Raw genomic sequence first — 21487 nt, forward strand, 5'->3', positions numbered from 1 at the left:
CAGATCACCCCGTGGCCACGGCGAAGACGTGCAGGTCCCCGTCCTCGGGCAGCACGATGCCCTGCAGCACCTTGCCTTCCGGGGCCGTGTACGTCTTCGTCGCGAAGATGTGCGTGGCGACCTTCTCGTTGCCGCCGCCGAGCTGGTTGCGGTACGGGGTGGCGGCGACGACCACGTTGCCGTAGCTCGGGGTGGCCCCGCCGCCGCCCAGCGTCCAGTCGCTGAACCCGATCTCGACCGGTGCCGTGGTGCCGTCGGTGAACGTCACCGTGGCGGTGCGGGTGCGGGCGCCGTTGGCGGCCGAGCCGAGGAACGCGAGCCTCGTGCCGGACAGCGTGAGCTTCTGCTTGTTCGCGGTCACGTTGTCCGGGCGGCCGGCGGGGGAGCCGGGCCAGGTGAACGTGAGCCCGTCGACCGTGCCGGTCTGGCCGGGCACGAGCCCCGCCGTGGCCAGCGCCTGCCGCGAGTAGCTGTAGCCGCCGCCGTCGAAGTCGCCGTCGCCGGTGGCGTCGTCGGAGGCACCGACGTTGTTCACCGCGGCGAGCATGCTGCCCTCCTGCGCGACCTTCGCCGTCATCGGCAGCACGACCGGCTTGGCGGCGCCCTCCACGGTCACCGTGACGGTGAAGTCGTAGAAGCCCTCCGCCGTACCGGCCGCGGCGCTCACCTGGAACGACGACGGCACCGCGCCGGTGGCCGGGGTGAACGTCAGCGACTCGGGGCCGGTGATCGCGTAGGTCGCCTTCGGGTCGCCGTCGTAGAGCTTGACCGCGTTGACCTTCGCCGTGACGGTTCCGCCCGGCGTGACGACGACCTGCTGCGGTTCGACGCTCAGGTAGTAGGGCTGGTCGTGCTTGATCGGTTCTTCGCCGTCGCGGAACGACGGCGGCGCGTCGGCCGCGCCGGTGCCCCAGGACGACGGCTTGGCGCCGAGCACGAAGTCGAGCTTGCCGCCGCGTTCGACGAACGACTCCGGCAGCCAGGTCTTGGTCGCTGTGCGGCCGTTGACCTTCATCGACTGCACGTACTTGTTCGCGGTGCTCGCGCCGGGTGCGGTGATGGTGATGTCCCTGCCGCCACCGCGGTTGATCTTCACCGACGTGAACAGCGGGCTGCTCAGCACCAGCTCGGCGCGCGAGGGCACCTGCGGGTACACGCCCATGGCGGTGAACACGAACCACGACGACATGGCGCCGAGGTCGTCGTTGCCGGGAATGCCGCCGGGGGTGTTCTTCCACAGCGTGTTCACGGTCTCCCGCAACGTCTCCTGCGTCTTCGCGGGCTGACCGGTGTAGTTGTAGAGCCACGGCACGTTCACCGACGGCTCGTTGTCCAGCTCGGACTTCGCGCCGCCCTTGCCGGTGAGCGCCCAGCTGCCGTCGGCGTTGTGGAAGAAGTCGTCGAGCCGCTTGTTCGCGCGGTCCTTGCCGCCCAGCGACTCCACGAGCCCGGCCACGTTGTGCGTGACCATCCAGGTGTACTGGGCGCTGCTGCCCTCGACGAACCCGTTGCCGGTGTCGGGCGTGAAGTCCTTGACCCACGTGCCGTCGGCGTTGCGGTTGCGGACGTAGCCGCCGGTGCTGTGCGCGACCGGGTCGAAGTTGTGCTGCCACCACTGGGACCGCTCGGCGAACGTCTTCGCGGTCCTGCGGTCACCCGTGCGCTCGGCGAGCTGGCTGATCGCGAAGTCGGCCGCGGAGATCTCCAGGGTCTCCGCCGCGCCACCCCAGGCGTTCGACACGGACGGCATGTACCCGTGCTCCAGGTACTTGTCGAGCGACGGCCGCTGACCGACCGACATCACGGCCCAGCCGTCCTTGCTCAGGTCGAGCGGCGTCGGCACGGTGGCCGCCTTGACCAGCGACTTGAGCGAGGCCCGCAGGTCGTAGCCCCGGCCGCCGAACGCGGAGATCGCGGCGAGCGCGATCGGCGCGGGGTCGCCGTTCATCACGTGCGTCCCACCGCTGGCGTGCGTCCAGCGGTCCCAGACGCCACCGTTCTGCTCGGCCTGGTTCAGCAGCGACTGCGCGATGTCCGAGCCGATCTGCGGTTCCAGCAGGGTCAGCAGCTGCAGCTGCGAGCGGTAGACGTCCCAGCCGGAGAACGTGCCGTACTGGGCCTTCTGCCGCTGCCGGTCGACCTTGTGCACCTTGCCGTCGAAGCCGGCGTACTCGCCGTTGACGTCGCTGAAGAGGTTGGGGTGCAACAACGAGTGGTAGAGCGCGGTGTAGAACTTCGTGCGGTCGTCATCGGAGCCGCCGCCGACCTCGATGCGCTTGAGCTGCTGCTGCCACGCGATGTAGGCGTTGTCCCGCATGTCCTCGATGGACTGGCCCTTGTTCTCGGCCCGCAGGTTCGCCCTGGCGTTGTCGAGGCTGACGTAGGAGATGCCGACCTTGACGTTCACCTGCGCGCCCGGCTCGAAGCCGAGGTACGCGCCGGACCCCTTGCCCAGCACCGGCCAGCCGTTCGTGCCGTACGTCGTGCCGCCCTTCGAGGTGGTGCTCCCGGGCGTGACAACGTTGTCCTGGTACGTGCCGACCTCCTTGAACGGCTGGTCGAACTCCGCCACGAAGTGCAGCGTGTAGTAGCTGCGGCGGCCGGCCTGGTTGATGTAGCCGCAGAAGTTGCCGGACGTGACGCTGCCGGTGATCGTGCGCTTCTCCTGGTCCACCGCGGTCTGCGCGTCGGAGGAGCCGACCTGCGACTTGGAGGTGTTGACCAGCACCGTGGCCGGCTTGCCGGCGGGGAAGGTGAACCGCGCGGCACCGGTGCGTTCGGTGGCGGACAGCTCGGCCTTCGCGCCGGACTTGAGCGTCACGTCGTAGCGGCCGGGCTTGGCCACCTCGTCGGCGTGCGCGAACTTGCTGGCGTAGACCGCGTCCGTGGCGTCGGTCGTCGGCGATGTCGTGACGGTGCCGACGTGCGGGAAGATCGGGACGTCCCCGCTGCCGCCCGCGCAGCCCGTGCCGGACATGTGGGTGAGGCTGAACCCGCGGATCTTCGTGGCGTCGTACCGGTACCCGCCGGGGGCCGCGGCGCGCAGGGTGTTGCCGCGGGAGGCCTCCGGGCTGAACGAGAACATGCCGAACGGCACGACCGCGCCGGGGAAGGTGTTCCCGAGGTTGGTCGTGCCGATGAACGGGTTGACGTGTGCTGCCGGGTCCGGCACCACCTGAACCTGGGGCTGAGCGGAGGCAGGGACCACTCCGAACGTCATGGCCACCGCCACCGCAGCTGCCGTGAGGACTCTTCGCTGCATGGTCGCGGACCCTACTTTCCGTGCCCGCTCAACCCCAGAGAGCGACACGAACCTGTCGTCAAACGGACAACCGCTGCTCCATGAACGTCCTCAGCGCGGGCCAGTCGGTGTCCTCCGCGACCGCCACCTGGTGCTTTCCGCTGATCAGCGCGCCTTCGTCGTCGACGTCGAGCAGATGCGTCTTGAGCGTGAGCGTGCCGGGGATGATCGCCTCGGCGACCGCGACGGCGTCGTGCACGAGGATGCCCTCGTAGTCCGACCGCCCGGCGAGGTAGGCGCGGTAGGTCTCGGTCAGCCCGCTGAGCACCGGGTCGACGGCGTCGAGGAACGCCGGGTCCGCGATGCACCGCTGGGTGAGGTTGAGCGGCACCACGACCGGGTTGCCCCTGCGGACCACCGTGCGCGCCGCCGCCGGGTCGGCCCAGAAGTTGAACTCGGCCCGTTCCGTGGTGTTGCCCAGCCCCAGCCCGCCACCCATGACGACCAGCCGCGGGAACTCCACCCCGGCCTCAACAGCCCTGGCGATGTTGGTCTGCGGCCCGATCGCCGCCACCACGGTCTCGGCCGTGACGTGCTCGCGGAAGAACTCGACGACGTCACCCTCGTGCAGCGCCCTGTCGTTCTCCGGCAAGGTGTGCGCCCGCCCGCCGAGCCCGTCCGCGCCGTGCACGTCCGCGGCCCCGCCCGGCCCTTCCGCACCCCGGACCACGGGCACGTCCGTCCGTCCCAGGTGCGCCAGCAACCGCTGGGCGTTGCGCGTGGTGTGCTCCAGCGACACGTTGCCGAACACGGTGGTGAGGGCGACCAGCTCGACCTCGGGACTGCGAGCGGCGAGCGCGATCGCGAACGCGTCGTCCACGCCGGGGTCGGTGTCGATGATGAGAGGAATCGCCATGCCCCCAGCCTGCCCGACGGCTCGGCTCCACCGCTCAGGCCGGCCGAAGTTACAGTGCCGTGCATGACGAGCATGTGGGGCGCACCCGTGTGGACCAGGTGGGCCAGGTCGCGCCGGGATCCGCAGCAGGCGCGCTTCCTCACGATGGCGTCGTTGCGCTGGGTCCTGCGCCACCGCGCCTACACGCCCTGGTACCTGGTGCGGTACTGGCGGCTGCTCCGGTTCCGGCTGCTCAACCCGCACGTGGTGCTGCGGGGCATGGTGTTCTTCGGCAAGCGCGTCGACGTGATGGCGCGGCCGGGGTACGGGCGGCTGGAGATCGGGCGGTGGGTGCACATCGGGGACGGCAACGCCATCCGGTGCCACGAGGGGTCGTTGCGGATCGGCGACAAGGTCGTGTTCGGCAAGGACAACACGGTCAACTGCTACCTCGACGTCGAGATCGGGGCGTCCAGCCTGGTCGCGGACTGGGTCTACATCTGCGACTTCGACCACAAGACCGAGGACATCACCTTGCCGATCAAGGACCAGGGCATCGTGAAGTCGCCGGTGCGGATCGGGCCGGACTGCTGGCTCGGCGCCAAGGTCACGGTGCTGCGCGGCACGCGGGTCGGGCGCGGGTGCGTGCTCGGTGCGCACGCGGTGGTGCGCGGGGACGTGCCGGACTTCAAGATCGCGGTCGGCGCGCCCGCCCGCGTGGTGCGGGACCGGCGCGCCGACTACGAGGCGGACGCGCAGCGTCGGGCGGACGTCGCCGACATGGCGCGCAAGGCCCAGGAGGCGCTGGCTAGGCGAGCGGAAGAAGCTGCGGACGCTTAGGCGTGAAGCCGTCGCCGGGCTGGCGGCCGATCAGCCTGTTGCGCGAGCGCGAGTAGGCGACCGGGAGGACCTGGTCGCGCAGCCACCGCCAGTGGTCCCACAGCGACGTGCCGGCCGCGGCGCCGGGCAGGGGTGCCGTCCAGGCCGGGTCGAACGGCACGTCCAGCGCGGACAGCAGGTGCCCGGCCAGCCGCCGGTGGCCCAGCGACGACAGGTGCAGGCGGTCGGGGCCGAAGTAGCGCGAGTCGTTGACGCACTCGTCGGCCCACACGTCCACCAGCAGCACGCCGTACCGGGCCGCCGCCGCGCGCACCGCGGCGTTCAGGGCCTCGATGCGCGGGCGCATGCGCCGGCCGAACGGCATCCGGTGCGAGATGTCGCTCAACGTGAACACGGCGACGGTCGGCGCCAGCGACGACACGGCGGACACCACCGCGTCGACCCGGTCGGCGATCTGGGCGCAGGTCGCGCCGGACATCACGTCGTTGCCGCCGCCGAAGAGCACGAGCAGGTCCGGTGACAGCTCGGCGGCGAGCGGCACCTGTTCGGCGAGCATCTGGTCGAGCCGGCGTCCGCGCACGCCGAGGTTGGCGTAGCGGAAGCCGGGCGCGTCCAGCACGGACGCCACCCGGTCAGCCCAGCCGCGGTACGCGCCGTCGGGCAGCAGGTCGTCCAGGCCCTCGGTGCAGCTGTCCCCGAGTGCCACGAAGCGTTGGTATCTCATTCAGTCCCCGGTCACCTCTCGTTCACGTGGCCGCGGACTGTACTGGAGCTAGGTGAACAGATTTCCCGTCGCGATCTTGGGACGGCCCAGCACCCGCGGCTCGCGCACGACGGCCGACGCGTAGACCTCCGCCGTGCCCGCCGCGATCGTGGCCCAGTTGAAGTCCGTTGCGAGCCGTGCCTTGGCGGCGCGCGCACGGGTGGCGGCAGCCGCCGGGTCCGACAGCACCGCGCGCACCGCACGGGCCAGCCCGTCCACGTCACCGGGCGCGAACGACAGCCCGGTCACCCCGTCCAGCACGACCTCGCCCAGGCCTCCCGCCGTCGAGGCCACCAGCGGTGTCCCGGCGGCGGCCGCCTCCAGGGCCACGATGCCGAACGGCTCGTACCGCGACGGCAGCACGACCGCGTTCGCGGCGGTGAGCAGCGCGGCGAGCGACCGGTCGGACAGGTGCCCCACGAACTCCACCGCCCGCAGCACCCGGTGCTTGCGCGCCTGCTCCCGCAACCACTCCGTCTGCGAACCACCACCGGCCACCACGACCCGCGTGCCCCGGAACGCCCTGCGGATCCGCGGCAGCGCGGCGATCAGGTCCTGGACGCCCTTCTCCCACTCGATCCGGCCGAAGAACAGCAGCAGCGGGTCACCGTGCGGGGCGTGCCGCCGCCGGGCCGCACCGACGTCCGCCGGGCGCACCCGCCAGCCGCCGGGCTCGATGCCGTTGTGCAGCACGGAGACGTCCGCGGTGTCCACTTCGAACAGGTGCGCCACCTCCCGGCGCATCGCCGACGAGCACGTGATCAGCGCGTCGGCCCGGTTCGCGAGCCACCACTCCACCGAGTGCACCTGCTGGTTCAGCGGGTGCGAGAGCCAGCCGGAGTGCCGGCCCGCCTCGGTCGCGTGCACCGTGGCCACCAGCGGTACGCCGTGGGCCTCCGCGAGCGCGACCGCCGGGTGCGAGACCAGCCAGTCGTGCGCGTGCACCACGTCCGGTCGCCACGGTGCCAGCGCCAGCCCGGCGCGGACCATCGCGTGGCCCATCGCGAGCGTCCACGCCACGAGGTCCTTCTCGAACACCAGGTGCGCGGGGTCCTCGGCGACCCGGACGAGCCGCACGCCCTCGCTCTCCACGTCCGCGGTGGGGTGCGTGACCGCGTCGGTGCCGGACGGTTGCCGGCACAGCACGACGACCTCGTGCCCCTGCGCGGCCAGCTGTGTCGCGAGCGCGTGGACGTGCCTGCCCAGCCCGCCGACGACCACCGGCGGGTACTCCCACGACAACATCAGCACGCGCATGCCGTTACCTCATTCCTCGCGCGTCCAGCTGCCCGAACGGGCCGTCCGCCGCGCGGAGCTCCGCCGCCCTCGCCCGGCCCCGGCCGCTTCTGGCCAGCGCGGCGAGCTCGCTGAACCGGTCGCTGTGAATCTTCGCGCGGTACCGCGCGTAGTCGGCGGCCGAGTCCTTCGTGACCATGAACGCCCAGTCGCTCGACAACGCCAGCAACGCCTCGCGCACCGCCTGGTCCAGCACCGGGTCCCTGGTGGTGCCGGAGAGGTCGAGCTCCAGCAGCTCCCGCTGCACCGCCGCGTTCAGCGACACGACGTCGGCGACCTGCGCGCCGTCCCAGACCCGCCAGTCCTTGCCGCTGCCCCACGAGGAGGCGGGCAGCTCGACCGGCGCGCCCACGTGGCCGGCCTCGACGGCGCCGCGCAGCGTCGTCACGCGCACACCGGCCTCCGGCAACGCGCGCAGCACGCCCTCCAGCCACATCGGACCCTCGTGCCACCAGTGCCCGTACAGCTCGGTGTCGTAGGCCGCCACGACCAGTCCGCCGTCGATCGCGCGCAACCGCCGCACGACCGTGCCGACGAAGTCCTCGACGTGCCGTTCGATCGCCTCGCGGGCGAGCAGCGGGTCGTAGGGCCGCTTGTCCTGCGGCGCCACGTTCTTGCCGGTCACCCGCGCCGGCTTCAGGCCGGTGGGGTGGTCGAAGGTGTGGAAGTCCCGGTAGGCCGCGTCACCCGGATAGCCGACCTTGGGCGACCAGACGCGGTAGGACACCTCCAGGTCGCGGCCGAACGCGAGCACGTCGGACGAGCCGACCGGGTGCGCGGTGGACGTGTCGCCGTGCAACGCGGGCCCGTCGACCAGGAACCGCCGCACGCCCGCCGCCGCGTACCCGGTCTCCATGCCGGGCGAGTAGCCGCACTCGGGCGCCCAGATGCCCTCCGGTGCGCGGCCGACCCGCAGTGCCGTGTCGTCCAGGCCGGTCCGCAGCGCGAACGCCCGCACCCGCGGGTCCAGCAGCGGCTGGAACGGGTGCGTGGCGGGTCCGCCGAGCAGCTCGACGGTCTGGGAGTCCACAAGGGACCGCAGGATCGGCGAGAACCCGTGCCGCCACCGGGTCTCGAACTGCTCCAGCGCCCAGGCCGAGGCGCGGTGCTCGTAGGCCGACAGCTCCGGCAGCCGCCGTCCGGCGTACTGGGAGCGCAGGTGCCAGTTGCCGAGCCAGTCGTGCGCGCCGCGCAGGCAGTACGGGTCGTCCAGCTGTGCGGCCAGCACCGGCGTGACGCCCAGGGTCAGCACGTCGTGGCGGCCCTCGTCGGCGAAGCGCCGCAGCATGTCCACGACGGGCAGGTAAGAGTGCGCCCAGGCCTGGTAGAGCCACTCCTCGCCGACCGGCCACGCGCCGTGGTGGGCGAGCCAGGGCAGGTGGCTGTGCAGCACCAGGCAGAAGGTGCCCTCGTGCCCGCCCGTCACGCGCGCACCGCCACGGCCACCAGGTCGAGGCTGGTGTCCAGGTCCGCGGAGGTGATGTCGAAGTCGTCCACCGTCACCGACTCGACGGCCTCCTTGAGCTCGGCCGGCCAGGGCGCGCCGGACAGGGCGACCTCGACCTGTGCGTCGATGATCCGTCCACCGAGGAGCGAGTCGAGCCTCGGTCCGTGACGCAGCCCGCTCAGTTCGTCAACGGCGAAACCGGCCGCCCGCAACATGTCGTCCAGTTCGGACGGAGCCAGCTCCCTGGTGTGGAACGGGTTCAGCGGCGTGTCCTGGCCGGGGGAGAACGTGAGCCGGTTCGGCGTGGTCACGATCAGCGTGCCGCCGGGCCGCAGCACGCGCCGGCACTCCGCGAGGAACTGCTCCTGGTCCCACAGGTGCTCGATCACCTGCAGGTTCGCCACCACGTCCACGGAGCCGGTGCGCAGCGGCAGCGTCGCCAGGTTGCCGCGCAGCACGTCGAGCCGCGGGTACGTGCGGGCGACGTGCCGCGAGGTCAGCTCGTCGTAGTCGAGCGCGACGACCCGCCGCGCGACCGTGCGGATCAGCTGGGCGCCGTAGCCCTCGCCGCAGCCGGCCTCCAGCACCACGGCGTCCGCGCAGTGGCCGATGAGGTGTAGATATGCGGCCTCGTGCCTGCGGAACCAGTAATTCTCTTCCGCGATGCCGGGTACCGTGCGTTCGCCGGTCAGGGGGAGGGTCACGCCCGCCAGGTTACTTGCCAGTAGTGACAGTCGGTACCGCGGAGCACCCGGTCACCTCCCCGCTGCACGGGCCTCCGCGGTGCCTGGACGAGCATCCCGGCGCGGTCAGAACGGCGAGACGGTGACCGCCAGCGCGCCGGGACCCACGTTCGCGCCGATCGCCGCGCTCACCTGGGTCAGCACGATGTCGCGGGCGTGCGGGATCCGCCTCTGCAGCATCTGCAGCAGCTCCTGACCCTCCTGCTCGGCGGCGAAGTGCTCCACCGCGAGGTCCACGTCGCGGCCGTGGGCCAGTGCCACGGCCTTGTCGGCGAGCTTGGACAGCGCCCGGTCGCGGCCGACGACCTTGCCGAACGGCTCCACCTCGCCGTTGACGACCGTCAGCAGCGGCTTGACCGAGAGCGCGTCGCCGAAGAGCTTCGCCGTCGCGCTCACCCGGCCGGCCTTGCGCAGGTAGTGCAGCGTGTCGACGTAGATCAGCACGTGCGCGTCGCGGCCGCGCTGCTCGGCGACGCTGCGGGCGTGCTGCACGTTGCCGCCGGTCTGAGCGATCCGCGCCGCGGCGAGCGCCGCGAAACCGAGGGTCATGCCCGACGAGTGCGAGTCCACGATGAACACCGGCACGCGCGACTTGGCCGCTGCCGCCTTCGCCGCGTCCGTCGCGGGGGAGAGCTTCGGGCTCACGTGGACCGACACGATCGTCTCCGCGCCCTTGGCCCACGCGTCCTGGTAGGCCCAGAAGAACGCGTCCGGCGCCGGCGGCTGGGTCGTGATCGGGATCTCCGCCTGCAACGCCTGCAGCAGGCGCTCGGTCGGCACGTACGCCTCGTCGATCAACTCCGATCCGATCTTCAGCTGCATCGGCACGGTGATGATGTTGAACCGGTCGGCCAGCCGGGCCGGGAGTGACGCGGTCGAGTCGGTGACGACGGCTACACGTGAGGACACGGGAAGGAAGGTTAACGAAGCGTGATCGCTTGAACCACTGGCGAAGGATGGCAATTCGTGTGACGTATGCCTGCATCGTCGCTTTCCGTACACGACGAACGCACGGAGTGAACACCACAGAAAGGGCGACCCGCTTACACAATCGGGTGACTGACGGCCTGCTGGAGTTGATCTAGGATCTCCGTGTTTGCCCTGCAAGGAACCGTGTTCCCGACCGCCGCCGGAGACCCTCCGGTCCTTTGTCGACACTGGTTGGAGCGTGGTCAACTCGGTACGCTCGCACAATCTTCCGCGGTGTGAGTGAGCAGGTGACCATGGGTGCAAAAGGGCACGAGATAGTTCCGCTGCACGCCGGTTTCGACGTTGTCCACCGAGGTTTTCACCGACGTCAGGTCATCGACCACATCGAGAATCTCGAGGAGCAGCTCCGCTTCACGAGCCTCGACCGGGCCGAAGCGCTCGCGCAGGCCGCCGATCTGCGCCGGCTCCTGGAGACGACGCGCCAGGACCTCGCCGAGGCGCGCGCCAGGATCGAGCGGCTGGAGTCCACCCCCGGGTCGCACGCGAGCGCCACCGAACGGATGCACCGCATGCTCCGCCTCGCCGAGGACGAGGCGGCGGAGATGCACCTGCGGGCCGGCCGCGAGTGCGCCGACCTCCGCCTGCGCACCGAGGCCGAGTGCGCCGCGCTGGTCGCCGAGGCCGAGCGCGAGTCCGCCGCCCTGCGGGCCGAGGCCGAGTCCGAGCTGCGCGAGACCCGCCGCCAGTGCTCCTCCCGTGCCGCCGCCATGGACGAGCGAGAGGTCGAGCTGGAGCGCCGCTGCGCCGACCTGGAGGCCCAGCACCGGCAGCGCGCCGACCAGGTCGAGCGCGAGTGCGCCGAAGCGGTGGAGCAGGCCCAGTCCGACGCCGACCGGCTGCTGCGCGAGACCGCGCTGGCGTGCAGCTCGCTGGAGGCCGACGCCGAGCGCAAGCGCGAGAAGGCCCAGCGGTTCTTCGAGCTGACCACGACCCGGCGCCGCACCGAGGCCGCGCAGCACCTGGAGCAGCAGGAGGCGCTGGCCCGCGCCCGCGCCGGGTTCGTGGTGACGATGGCCTGCCGCGAGTCGAACCGCCGCCTCGCCGAGGTGGCGCGGGAGGTGGACGAGCTGCGCGAGCTGCGCCGAGTCGTGCACTCGCAGCTGTCGGCCGCCCGTGCCGCCCTGACCGCCGCCGCCGACCAGGTCGCGCCCGCGCTGATACCGGAGCAGGTGGCCGCCTCGTGAGGCAGTGGGTGCCGCTCGTGCTGGGGGCGGTGCTGGTGCCCGCCGCGGTCACGGCCGCCGGCTTCTCGGTCGCGGGCGAGGAGCTGACGACCGCGCTGTCGCCGTCCCCCGCCACACCGCCGCCGCCACCCGCGGGGCCGGTGCCGCTCCCGGCCTTCCTGCCACCGCTGCGGATGGAGCGGCCCGCCCCGCTGCTCGTCCCGGCGGCCGTCGCGCAGCAGAACGTGCGGCGGGCATCGCCTGCGGTGCCGCGCACCGTCTCCGGTGGCGCCGTCACCCCCGTCGGACAGGCAGGAGCCTGAGGTGGCCGGTGCCGTCGAGATCGTGTTCGGGTTGTGCTTGCTGTCCTTCACCCTGGGGGCGGCGCTGATGTACGTCGTGACGCGCCGCCGCGAGGACGCCGAGGAGACGCGGCCGGGTCCGGCGGTCGACGCGCTCCCGGTCCCGCGGCGGACCGCGTCCGCTGACGACGCGTGGGTGCCGCAGCCGATGCCCGACGCCGACTACGACACCCCGCCGATCCACCGCAACGCCGTGGTGGGCCTGCCGCGGGCGGAGCCGGAACCCGAGCCGGAGCCGGTGGTGGAAGCGGTGCCCGAACCCGGACCGGAACCCGTTGACGAGGAACCGGCCGAGGCCGTGTTGCCGCCCCCGCCAGGACCCCAGTCCGCCGAGCACACCACGTGGGCCGAGCGGGACGAGTTCCGGGAGCGCTACCTGCGGACGTTCGACGAGGTGCGGCGCAAGGCCGGCAGCAACTGAGCGGACGGGCCGCGACCTCGTGGCAGATGTTGGAAACCCGCGGTAGATGTCGGAAAACTGCCGGACTCGCGCGGTCCCGGCTGCTATCACTTGATCATGACTTCCAGCTCCGACCGCACGCAGCTCTTCCACGCCCTGCACCGGCAGCCGCCCCTGGTGCTCCCCAACGCCTGGGACGTGGCCTCGGCGCTGATCGTCGAGGCCGCCGGCGCGCAGGCCGTCGCCACCACGAGCGCCGGTGTCGCGTGGAGCCTCGGCGCCCCCGACGGCGACCGGCTCGACCGCGACCTGGCGGTGGACCTCGTCGCGAGGATCGCGAAGGCCGTGTCCGTACCGGTGACCGCGGACATCGAGGCCGGGTTCGGCGAGACCGCCGACGAGGTGCGCGCGACCCTCGCGGCGGTCGCCGCCGCCGGTGCGTCCGGTGTGAACGTCGAGGACGGGTACGGCAGCGCGCTCCGGTCCGTCGAGGAGCAGTCCGAACGACTGCGCGCGGCACGGGAGGGCGCACCGGAGCTCTACCTCAACGCCCGCGTCGACGTCTTCCTGCGCGGTGTCGGCGACCCGGCTGACCGGCTCGGCGAGACCCTGCGGCGGGCGGAGGCGTACCTGGCGGCGGGCGCGAGCGGCATCTTCGTGCCGGGGGTGACCGACCTCGCCGACGTGGCGGAGCTGGCGAAGAACATCGCGGCACCGCTCAACGTCCTCGCGGGTCCCGGCGCGCCCGCCACGGCGGAGCTGGCACAGGCGGGCGCGGCCAGGATCAGCGTCGGCACCGCGCTCGCCTCCGCCGCTTACGCCGTGGCGAAGAAGGCGGCGGAGGAGCTGCTGAGCGCCGGCACGTACGACAGCACGAGGGACGGCTTGGGGTACGGGGAGCTGAACGAGCTGTTCTAGTACCTGTCAGCCGGTCTAGTACTTCTTCTTGCCGCCACTGCGGAACTTGCGCAGCAGCTGCTCCGCCTGCGCACGGCGGCGGGGGTCGCGGGAGAGCTCACGTGCCTTGTCCTGCAGTCGACGCCCCGAAGGGCTGTGCAGGAACTTGGTGATCTTGTCCATGAACGCCATCGGGTCCTCCAGGTGTCCGTTACGTCCATTTCAACGCAACACGGGGTACCTGGAGTTCCCGGACGTCACACCGGCGAAACGGTGATGCCCAGCGCACCGGGGCCCACGTGGGCGCCGATGGCCGAGCTGACCTGCGTCAGCATGAACTGGCGGACGTTGGGCACACCGCGCCGCAGCTTGCCCAGCAGCCGCTGCGCCCTCTCCAGCGCGTCGAAGTGCTCGACCGCGATGTCGACCTGGTCGGTGCCCGCGCGCTTGATCGCGATGTCCAGCATCCGGTTCAGCGCGCGGTCGGCGCCGATCACCCGGTCCAGCGGGGTGATCTGGGCGTCGGACATGGTCAGCAGCGGCTTGAGCGACAGCGCGGAGCCCACGAGCGCCGCCGCGGCACCGATCTTGCCGCCGCGCCGCAGGTATTCGAGCGTGTCGACGTAGATGAGCTCGGTGGACCGGTCGTAGCGGCGCTGGGCCGTCTCGATCACGCGCTCGACGGTCCCGCCGGCCTCGGCCACCTTGGCGGCGGCCTGGACCGCGTAGCCGATGCTCATCCCGCAGGTGTGGGTGTCGACGACGTGCACGGGGACGCGCGACTGCGCGGCGGCGGTGCGGGCGGCGTCCACGGTGGCGGAGAGCCGGCCGGAGACGTGCACCGACACGATGGCCTGGACGCCCTGGGCGGCGAGGTCTCCGTAGGTCCAGAAGAAGGCGCCCGGATCCGGCGGGATCGTCTCGACGGGCACGTTCGCGCGCATGGCCGACACGAGGTCGGGAACCGGGACGCGGGCCTCGTCGTCGGTGTGGTCGCCGATCCTGACCTGGATCTGCACGACCTCGATGCCGAGCTGGTCGGTCAGGTGAGCCGGGAGGCAGGCCGTGGAGTCGGTCACTACTACTACTCGCCGGTACATGTCCGCGCAGGTTACTCGCCCGAATGGGGTACGTCTCAATCGGTGGTGCGACCGGGTGAGAACCGTCACGCTAGCGGAGTGCTTGCTCCCGTTTGCACCGCTGCTACTGGCGGGTAACATCCGGGTGATGGCAGGGTCGTGAACACCCGGCGGCGCAGTTCTGAAGTCCTCTGCGCGTCGCCGCCCGTCCGCAGGAGGTCGAAGAGGACCTATGAACATTGTTGTCCTGGTCAAGCAGGTGCCTGACACCTGGTCCGAGCGCAAGCTCACCGACGCCGACCACACCCTTGACCGCGAGTCCGCGGATGCAGTGCTCGACGAGATCAACGAGCGCGCCGTCGAAGAGGCCCTGCAGCTGCAGGAGGCCCACGGCGGTGAGGTGACCGTGATCGCGATGGGTCCCGACCGCGCCACCGACGCCATCCGCAAGGCCCTCTCGATGGGTGCCGACAAGGCCATCCACGTGAACGACGAGGCGCTGCACGGCTCCGACTCGCTGGCCACCGCGAAGGTCCTCGCCAAGGCCATCGGCACCGTCGAGGGCGTGGACCTCGTCATCGCCGGCAACGAGGCGACCGACGGCCGCGCGGGTGCCGTCCCGGCCATCATCGCCGAGCTGCTGGGCCTGCCGCAGGTCACCCAGCTGCGCAAGGTCACCGTCGAGGGCACCACGATCAAGGGCGAGCGCGAGACCGACGAGGGCGTCGCGTTCCTCGAGGCGTCGCTGCCCGCCGTGATCTCGGTGACCGAGAAGATCAACGAGCCGCGCTACCCCTCCTTCAAGGGCATCATGGCCGCGAAGAAGAAGCCCGTCTCCACGGTCTCGATCGCGGACCTGGGCGTCGACGCGGCCGAGGTCGGCCTGTCCGGTGCGTGGACCCAGGTGCTCGAAGCGGCCCCGAAGCCGCCGCGCACCGCCGGTCAGCGCGTCGAGGACGGCGGCGACGGCGGCGCGAAGATCGCCGAGTACCTCGTCGGCCAGAAGCTCATCTGAGGGAGTGGAAACCATGTCTGAAGTACTGGTCCTGGTCGACCACGTCGACGGCGAGGTCAAGAAGGTCAGCTACGAGCTGCTCACGGCCGCCCGTCGCCTCGGCACCCCGTCCGCGGTCGTCGTCGGTGCCCCCGGCACCGCCGCCAAGGTCCGCGAGTCGCTCGGCAGGTACGGCGCGGCCAAGGTCTACGCCGTCGAGTCCGACGACGCCGTCAACTACCTGGTGACGCCGAAGGTCGACGCGCTCGCCGCCCTCGCCCCGAACGCCGCCGCGGTGCTCGTCTCCGCGACCGCAGAGGGCAAGGAGGTCGCGGGCCGCCTGGCCGTGCGCATCGGCTCCGGCTGGCTCGTCGACGTCGTGGACGTCGAGGCCGACGGCACCGGCGTGCAGTCCATCTTCGGTGGCGCGTTCGTCGTCAAGGCGAAGGTCAGCCAGGGCACCCCGGTCATCACGGTCCGCCCCGGCGGCGTCGACGCCGAGGAGTCCGCCGCGGACGCCGCGCTCGACGAGTCGGTCTCCGTGTCCGTGGACACCGCCAAGGCCGCCCGCGTCACCTCCCGCGAGGCCGTGGTCGGCGGCGACCGCCCCGAGCTCACCGAGGCCTCCGTGGTCGTCTCCGGTGGCCGCGGCGTCGGCTCCGCCGAGAAGTTCTCCGTCGTCGAGGAGCTCGCCGACTCGCTCGGTGCCGCCGTCGGTGCCTCGCGCGCCGCGGTCGACTCCGGCTACTACCCGCACCAGTTCCAGGTGGGCCAGACCGGCAAGACGGTCTCGCCGCAGCTGTACGTGGCGCTGGGCATCTCCGGTGCCATCCAGCACCGCGCGGGCATGCAGACCTCGAAGACGATCGTCGCGGTCAACAAGGACCCCGAGGCCCCGATCTTCGAGATCGCCGACTTCGGCGTGGTGGGCGACCTGTTCGCCGTCGCACCGCAGCTGACCGGCGAGGTCCAGAAGCGCAAGGGCTGAGCACGACCAGCTCACCGGAAGGGCCGTCCCGTGCGCGGGGCGGCCCTTCCGCGTGCGCGGGCACCACCGGCTCTTCACCCGACTGCCACTGACCGGTCATCGTTGTGCCCTGCTGTCATTCGCCAACGCGGGATCACCCTGGTGCGCATGACGCAGCCGGAACTGCTTGTCAGCACCCCCGCCCGGCAGGGTGAGGACGTTCCCCGCTACTCCCTCCTCGTCGCCAGGGACGGCGCCGAGGTCGTCGCCGCGCAGAAACTGCGCCACGAGGTGTTCGCCGGTGAGATGGGCGCGACGCTGACCACGAGCGTGCCCGGCCACGACGTCGACGAGTTCGACCGGCACTGCGACCACCTGGTGGTGCGCGACGACCGCACCGGCCAGATCGTCGGCGGCTACCGGATGCTGCCGCCGGAGCGCGCCAGGGAGGCCGGGCGGCTCTACGCCGACACCGAGTTCGACCTCGCCAACCTCGACCACATCCGGCACACCACGGTCGAGACCGGCCGGTCGTGCGTGCACCCCGACCACCGCAACGGCGCCGTCGTGAGCCTCGTGTGGGCCGGCATCGCGCGCTACATGCTGCTGAGCGGCCACAAGTGGCTCGTCGGCTGCGCCAGCATCCCGTTGCAGGACGGCGGTGCTCTCGCGGCCGGGGTGTGGGACACCGTGCACGCCAAGCACTACGCGCCCGAGCAGTACCGCGTGACGCCGCACCGGCCGTGGGACGTCGACGCGGTCGAGCGGCCCGCCAGGACCGTGCTGCCGCCGCTGCTCAAGGGGTACCTGCGGCTCGGCGCCCGGATCTGCGGGCGGCCCGCGCTCGACGCCGACTTCGGGGTGGCCGACCTGTTCATCCTGCTCGGCATGGACCACGTGGACCAGCGGTACCTGAGGTTCTTCCTGGGGGAGACGTCGTGAGCCACGCCTGGATGCCCGCCTCGCCGTGCGGCGACGGGTGCGTCGGGTCGGCCCCGCGGACCGCGGGCGGGGTCAGGCAGCTCTGGCGTGCCGTCACGGCCCTGACGGCACTGCTGTGCGGCGTGGGGATCGTCCTCGCGTTGCTGCTGCCGCGCGCACAGCGGGAAACCGTGGTGCGGCTGTGGTTCCACGCCCTGCTGCGCGCGTTCGGCGTGCGCCTGGAGGTCCACGGCGCCCGCAGGTTCCAGGAGGTGCCGCAACGCGGTGTGCTCGTCGCCAGCAACCACGTGTCGTGGCTGGACGAGCTCGCGATCGACGCGGTGCAGCCCATCCGGATCGTCGCCAAGAAGGACATCAAGGGCTGGCCGGTGCTCGGCCGGATCATCACCGCGGCCGGCACCGTCTACCTCGACCGCGAACGGCTGCGCGAGCTGCCGCGGACCGTCGCCGAGCTGGCGGCGACCCTGCGCGCCGGGTCCGCCGTCGGCATCCACGCCGAGGGCACCACGTGGTGCGGGCTCGCCTCCGGGCGCTACCGGCCGGCGTTGTTCCAGGCCGCCCTGGACGCCGGTGTGCCGGTGCGGCCGATCGTGCTGCGCTACCGGGTCGACGGCCACGTGAGCACGCAGCCCGCGTTCATCGGCAGCGACACCCTGGTCGACTCGATCCGCCGGGTGCTGCGGGTGAGGGGCCTCACCGTCGAGGTGCACGTGCTCGACGAGATCGCCCCCGGCCGCGCGGAGAACCGCAGGCAGCTCGCGAAACTTGCACAAGAGCAATCAAATCGCTTGACCTCGACCGAACTGGAAGTTGCACGATCTACCGGTGACACTCACCGCGCCCCGGCCGTCTCGCCTCTGGTCGCCTGACCGCCGCTGGCCCACGACGGGCATCGTCCTGCTGGTCACGCTCCTCGCCTTCGAGGCGATGGGCGTCGGCACGGCGATGCCCACCATGGTCCGCGAGCTGCACGGCGAGGCGCTGTACGCGTGGCCGTTCCTCGCGAACCTCGCGGCGAGCGTCATGGCCACCGTCTTCTCCGGCCGCCTGTCGGACCGGCGCGGCCCCAAGCCCGCCGTGCTGATCGGCGTGAGCCTGTTCCTCGCCGGCCTGGTCGTCGCGGGCGTCGCGGAGAACATGACCGTGCTGCTGGCGGGCAGGGCCCTGCAGGGCCTCGGCGCCGGCTTCCTGATCGTCGCGATCTACGTCGTCATCGCGCTGGCCTACCCGGAGAGCGACCGGCCCGCGGTGTTCGGCGCGCTGTCGGCGGCCTGGGTGGTGCCGTCGCTCGTCGGACCCGCCGTCGCCGGGTGGGCGACCGAGCACCTGACCTGGCGGCTCGTGTTCCTCGCGATCGTCCCGCTCGTGCTCGTCGGCAGCGTGCTGCTGGTCCCGGTGCTCAGGAAGCTGCCACCGCACACCGCGACCCCGCCGGTGCGCCGGTTCCTGCCCGCCGCCGCGCTGGCCGCCGGTGCCGGGGTGGCGAGCCTGAGCTGGGCGTTGCAGCACCGCACGTGGTGGCTGCTCGCCGTCGCGCTGCTGCTCCTCACACCCGCGGTGCGCATCCTGCTGCCCAAGGGCACGCTGATCGCCCGCCGCGGCCTCCCCGTCACGATCCTCGCCCGCGGCCTGCTCGCCGGCACGTTCTTCGCGGTCGAGAGCTTCATCCCGCTCACGCTGACCGTCGTGCACGGCTACTCGCCGCTGGAGGCCGGCATCCCGCTCACGGTGAGCGCCCTCGGCTGGGCCGGAGCGTCGATGTGGGCGTCGCGGCACCCCGAGATCGAGCGGTACACCCTCGTGCGGACCGGGTTCCTGTTCACCGCGGCCGGCATGGCGGCCGTGACGCTCGTCGCACCCTCGTGGGGCCCTGCCTGGCTGACGTTCCTCCTGTGGGCCGTCGCGGGCGCCGGCATGGGCATGGCGACCTCCAGCGTCGGCGTGCTGATGATGGCCGCCTCACCCGAGCAGGACCGCGGCTTCAACTCGGCTGCCCTGCAGATCTCCGACATGCTGGGCTCCGCGACCATGATCGGACTCGGCGGTGTGCTGGTGCTGGCGACCGCCCCCACGGCGGGCGTGGTGGTGCTGAACCTGTCGATGGCGGCGTTGGCCGTGGTGGGAGCGGTTCTGACCGGGCCCCGCATGCGGGCTACGCTGGAGCCCTGATGGCTTATCTCGACCACGCTGCCACCACCCCGATGCACCCCGAGGCGGTCGCGGCCATGACCGAGGCGTTGTCCACCACGGGCAACGCCTCGTCGCTGCACACCTCCGGCCGGCGGGCGCGGCGTGCGGTCGAGGAGGCGCGGGAGAACATCGCCGACGCCCTCGGCGCCCGGCCGTCCGAGGTGCTGTTCACCGGCGGCGGCACCGAAAGCGACAACCTCGCGGTCAAGGGCGTCTACTGGGCCCGCGAGGGCAAGCGCCGCGTGCTCGCCTCGGCCGTGGAGCACCACGCGGTCCTCGACGCCGTCGAGTGGCTGGAGCAGCAGGGCGCCGAGGTCACCTGGCTACCGGCCGACCGGTTCGGCCGGGTGTCCGCCGAGTCGGTGCGCGAGGCGCTGGACGACGACGTGGCGCTCGTCACGACCATGTGGGCGAACAACGAGGTCGGCACCATCAACCCGGTGCACGACATCGCGGCGTTGTGCGCCGAGCGCGGTGTGCCGTTCCACACGGACGCCGTGCAGGCGGTGGGCGCGGTGCCGGTGCACTTCGCCGCGTCCGGCGCGTCCGCGCTGACCATGACCGGCCACAAGGTCGGCGGCCCCTACGGCGTCGGCGTGCTGCTGCTCGCGCGTGACGTGAAGTGCACGCCCCTGCTGCACGGCGGCGGCCAGGAACGCGACGTCCGCTCCGGCACCCTGGACGTGCCGTCGATCGTCGGCCTCGCCCGCGCCGTCCGCATCGCCGTGGAGGAGCAGGAACAGCGCGCCGCCGAGCTGGTCGCGTTGCGCGAGGAGCTGATCGCCTCGGTGCGCGCGGTGGTGCCGGACGTGGTCGTCAACGGCGACCCGGTCGACCGGCTGCCCGGCAACGCACACCTGACGTTCCCCGGCTGCGAGGGCGACAGCCTGCTGATGCTGCTCGACGCACGCGGCGTCGAGTGCTCCACGGGCTCCGCCTGCACCGCGGGCGTCGCGCAACCGTCGCACGTGCTGCTGGCGATGGGCGTCGAACCCGCGCCGGCACGCGGATCTTTGAGGTTCTCCCTCGGGCACACCTCGACGCGTGCCGACGTCGAGGAGTTGGCGGGCGTGATCGGTCCCGTGGTCGAACGCGCGCGCACGGCAGGTCTGGCAGGCATGAGGCGTTCCCGGAAGGTGGTCAAGCAGTGAAGGTCCTCGCGGCGATGAGCGGCGGTGTCGACTCCGCGGTGGCGGCGGCCCGCGCCGTTGAAGCGGGACACGACGTGACGGGCGTGCACCTGGCCCTGTCCGCCAAGCCCGGCACCCTCCGCACCGGCGCCCGCGGCTGCTGCACCGTCGAGGACGCCCACGACGCCCGCCGCGCCGCCGACCTGATGGGCATCCCGTTCTACGTCTGGGACTTCGCCGAGCGCTTCACCGAGGACGTCGTCGAGGACTTCGTCGCCGAGTACGCCGCCGGCCGCACCCCGAACCCGTGCCTGCGCTGCAACGAGCGCATCAAGTTCGAGGCGTTGCTGGACAAGGCCATCGCCCTCGGCTTCGACGCGGTCTGCACCGGCCACTACGCCCGCCTGCAGGTGGTCGGCGGCCGCCCCGAGCTCCGCCGCGCGGCCGACCTCGGCAAGGACCAGTCGTACGTGCTGGCCTCCCTGACCGCCGACCAGCTCGCCCACGCCATGTTCCCCCTGGGCGACACGACGAAGGACGACGTGCGCACCGAAGCCGCAGCGCGCGGCCTGTCGGTCGCGAAGAAGCCCGACTCGCACGACATCTGCTTCATCCCGGACGGCGACACCCAGAAGTTCCTCGCCTCCCGCATGGAGACCAAGCCCGGCCTGCTGATCGACGACGCGACCGGCGCCGTGCTCGGCCGGCACGCGGGCGTGCACGAGTTCACCATCGGCCAGCGCAAGGGCCTGGGCATCGACGGTCCCGCCCCCGACGGCCGGCCCCGCTACGTGCTGGCCCTGGAGCCCGTCTCCGGCAACGTCCGGGTCGGCTCGGTGGAGAAGCTGGCGGTCACGGGCATCTCGGCTTCCTCGCCGATCACGCACGTCGACCTGGACGGTCCCGTGGAGTGCGTCGCCCAGGTGCGCGCGCACGGCGGTACCTCGTCCGCCGTGGCCGAGGTGGTCGGCGGTGTGTTGCGGGTGCAGCTGCGGGAGCCGTTGAAGGGTGTGGCGCCGGGGCAGGCGGTGGCGATCTACCGGCCCGATGCCGGCGGTGACGTGGTGCTGGCCAGTGCGACGATCGACGCGACCAGCTGATTCGCTGGCCTGTCGGTGTTGGGGTGTCGCCCGGTCGGGTGATGTGTG

Annotated in this window: 21 protein-coding genes; 12 read left to right on the forward strand and 9 right to left on the reverse strand. The window is 71.9% G+C overall.

Features of this window, described 5'->3' with window-relative positions:
• Positions 1-4: 4 nt before the first annotated feature.
• Both ACZ7CD_RS09555 and ACZ7CD_RS09560 read right to left on the reverse strand, forming a co-directional pair.
• The gene (locus tag ACZ7CD_RS09555) at positions 5-3262 is read right to left on the reverse strand and encodes a GH92 family glycosyl hydrolase (protein ID WP_470378735.1); all 3258 of its coding nucleotides are present in this window, start codon (positions 3260-3262) and stop codon (positions 5-7) included.
• Positions 3263-3320: 58 nt separating this feature from the next.
• On the reverse strand, positions 3321-4157 hold the full coding sequence (locus ACZ7CD_RS09560) for a nucleoside hydrolase (RefSeq protein ID WP_470378736.1): 837 nt from the start codon (positions 4155-4157) through the stop codon (positions 3321-3323).
• A gap of 63 nt (positions 4158-4220) precedes the next feature.
• Between ACZ7CD_RS09560 and ACZ7CD_RS09565 the strand changes: the two genes are divergently transcribed.
• The gene (locus tag ACZ7CD_RS09565; RefSeq protein ID WP_360391385.1) at positions 4221-4976 is read left to right on the forward strand and encodes an acyltransferase; all 756 of its coding nucleotides are present in this window, start codon (positions 4221-4223) and stop codon (positions 4974-4976) included.
• Here ACZ7CD_RS09565 and ACZ7CD_RS09570 read toward each other — a convergent pair.
• The 5 genes from ACZ7CD_RS09570 to ACZ7CD_RS09590 all read right to left on the reverse strand — a co-directional run bounded on the left by ACZ7CD_RS09570 (position 4945) and on the right by ACZ7CD_RS09590 (position 10134).
• The gene (locus tag ACZ7CD_RS09570; protein ID WP_470378737.1) at positions 4945-5700 is read right to left on the reverse strand and encodes an SGNH/GDSL hydrolase family protein; all 756 of its coding nucleotides are present in this window, start codon (positions 5698-5700) and stop codon (positions 4945-4947) included. The genes ACZ7CD_RS09565 and ACZ7CD_RS09570 overlap by 32 nt on opposite strands.
• A 48-nt stretch (positions 5701-5748) precedes the next feature.
• Positions 5749-6996, reverse strand: coding sequence for a glycosyltransferase family 4 protein (locus tag ACZ7CD_RS09575; protein ID WP_470370832.1), 1248 nt, complete (start codon positions 6994-6996; stop codon positions 5749-5751).
• 4 nt (positions 6997-7000) lie between these two features.
• Positions 7001-8461: a 1,4-alpha-glucan branching protein domain-containing protein gene (locus tag ACZ7CD_RS09580; RefSeq protein ID WP_470378738.1), complete on the reverse strand. Its 1461-nt coding sequence runs from the start codon at positions 8459-8461 to the stop codon at positions 7001-7003.
• Positions 8458-9186: a class I SAM-dependent methyltransferase gene (locus ACZ7CD_RS09585; protein ID WP_360391375.1), complete on the reverse strand. Its 729-nt coding sequence runs from the start codon at positions 9184-9186 to the stop codon at positions 8458-8460. Before ACZ7CD_RS09585 ends, ACZ7CD_RS09580 begins: the two co-directional genes overlap by 4 nt.
• Positions 9187-9291: 105 nt before the next feature.
• Positions 9292-10134, reverse strand: coding sequence for a DegV family protein (locus ACZ7CD_RS09590; protein ID WP_360391372.1), 843 nt, complete (start codon positions 10132-10134; stop codon positions 9292-9294).
• Positions 10135-10448: 314 nt separating this feature from the next.
• Here ACZ7CD_RS09590 and ACZ7CD_RS09595 point away from each other — a divergent pair, with 314 nt between their 5' ends.
• The 4 genes from ACZ7CD_RS09595 to ACZ7CD_RS09610 all read left to right on the forward strand — a co-directional run bounded on the left by ACZ7CD_RS09595 (position 10449) and on the right by ACZ7CD_RS09610 (position 13058).
• Positions 10449-11399: a coiled-coil domain-containing protein gene (locus tag ACZ7CD_RS09595; RefSeq protein WP_360391370.1), complete on the forward strand. Its 951-nt coding sequence runs from the start codon at positions 10449-10451 to the stop codon at positions 11397-11399.
• Positions 11396-11701 carry a hypothetical protein gene (locus tag ACZ7CD_RS09600; RefSeq protein ID WP_470370829.1) on the forward strand — a complete coding sequence of 102 codons (306 nt, stop codon included), beginning with the start codon at positions 11396-11398 and terminating at the stop codon, positions 11699-11701. Before ACZ7CD_RS09595 ends, ACZ7CD_RS09600 begins: the two co-directional genes overlap by 4 nt.
• 1 nt (position 11702) lies before the next feature.
• Entirely contained in the window at positions 11703-12161 is a 459-nt protein-coding gene (locus tag ACZ7CD_RS09605; RefSeq protein WP_470378739.1) for a hypothetical protein, read from the forward strand.
• A 96-nt stretch (positions 12162-12257) separates the two neighbouring features.
• Positions 12258-13058: an isocitrate lyase/PEP mutase family protein gene (locus ACZ7CD_RS09610; protein ID WP_458430545.1), complete on the forward strand. Its 801-nt coding sequence runs from the start codon at positions 12258-12260 to the stop codon at positions 13056-13058.
• A gap of 15 nt (positions 13059-13073) precedes the next feature.
• On the opposite strand, the gene ACZ7CD_RS09615 is transcribed toward ACZ7CD_RS09610, so the two are convergent.
• Entirely contained in the window at positions 13074-13229 is a 156-nt protein-coding gene (locus tag ACZ7CD_RS09615) for a hypothetical protein (RefSeq protein ID WP_360391359.1), read from the reverse strand.
• A gap of 65 nt (positions 13230-13294) precedes the next feature.
• Positions 13295-14137 carry a DegV family protein gene (locus ACZ7CD_RS09620; protein WP_360391356.1) on the reverse strand — a complete coding sequence of 281 codons (843 nt, stop codon included), beginning with the start codon at positions 14135-14137 and terminating at the stop codon, positions 13295-13297.
• 211 nt (positions 14138-14348) lie between these two features.
• On the opposite strand from ACZ7CD_RS09620, the gene ACZ7CD_RS09625 reads away from it, so the two are divergent.
• From ACZ7CD_RS09625 to mnmA, 7 genes are all read left to right on the forward strand, one after another.
• On the forward strand, positions 14349-15131 hold the full coding sequence (locus ACZ7CD_RS09625) for an electron transfer flavoprotein subunit beta/FixA family protein (RefSeq protein ID WP_360391353.1): 783 nt from the start codon (positions 14349-14351) through the stop codon (positions 15129-15131).
• 13 nt (positions 15132-15144) lie between these two features.
• Positions 15145-16098, forward strand: coding sequence for an electron transfer flavoprotein subunit alpha/FixB family protein (locus tag ACZ7CD_RS09630; RefSeq protein ID WP_458430546.1), 954 nt, complete (start codon positions 15145-15147; stop codon positions 16096-16098).
• 147 nt (positions 16099-16245) lie between these two features.
• The gene (locus ACZ7CD_RS09635) at positions 16246-17019 is read left to right on the forward strand and encodes a GNAT family N-acetyltransferase (RefSeq protein ID WP_360391346.1); all 774 of its coding nucleotides are present in this window, start codon (positions 16246-16248) and stop codon (positions 17017-17019) included.
• Positions 17016-17888 carry a lysophospholipid acyltransferase family protein gene (locus ACZ7CD_RS09640; protein WP_470370827.1) on the forward strand — a complete coding sequence of 291 codons (873 nt, stop codon included), beginning with the start codon at positions 17016-17018 and terminating at the stop codon, positions 17886-17888. The genes ACZ7CD_RS09635 and ACZ7CD_RS09640 overlap by 4 nt, the downstream gene beginning before the upstream one ends.
• Positions 17845-19188 carry an MFS transporter gene (locus tag ACZ7CD_RS09645; RefSeq protein ID WP_458430548.1) on the forward strand — a complete coding sequence of 448 codons (1344 nt, stop codon included), beginning with the start codon at positions 17845-17847 and terminating at the stop codon, positions 19186-19188. Before ACZ7CD_RS09640 ends, ACZ7CD_RS09645 begins: the two co-directional genes overlap by 44 nt.
• Positions 19188-20360, forward strand: a complete 1173-nt coding sequence (locus ACZ7CD_RS09650) for a cysteine desulfurase family protein (protein ID WP_470370826.1) — start codon at positions 19188-19190, stop codon at positions 20358-20360. The genes ACZ7CD_RS09645 and ACZ7CD_RS09650 overlap by 1 nt, the downstream gene beginning before the upstream one ends.
• On the forward strand, positions 20357-21439 hold the full coding sequence (mnmA, locus tag ACZ7CD_RS09655) for a tRNA 2-thiouridine(34) synthase MnmA (protein WP_458430549.1): 1083 nt from the start codon (positions 20357-20359) through the stop codon (positions 21437-21439). The genes ACZ7CD_RS09650 and mnmA overlap by 4 nt, the downstream gene beginning before the upstream one ends.
• The last annotated feature ends 48 nt before the right edge of the window (positions 21440-21487 follow it).

Source organism: Lentzea sp. NPDC036949 (assembly GCF_055608075.1).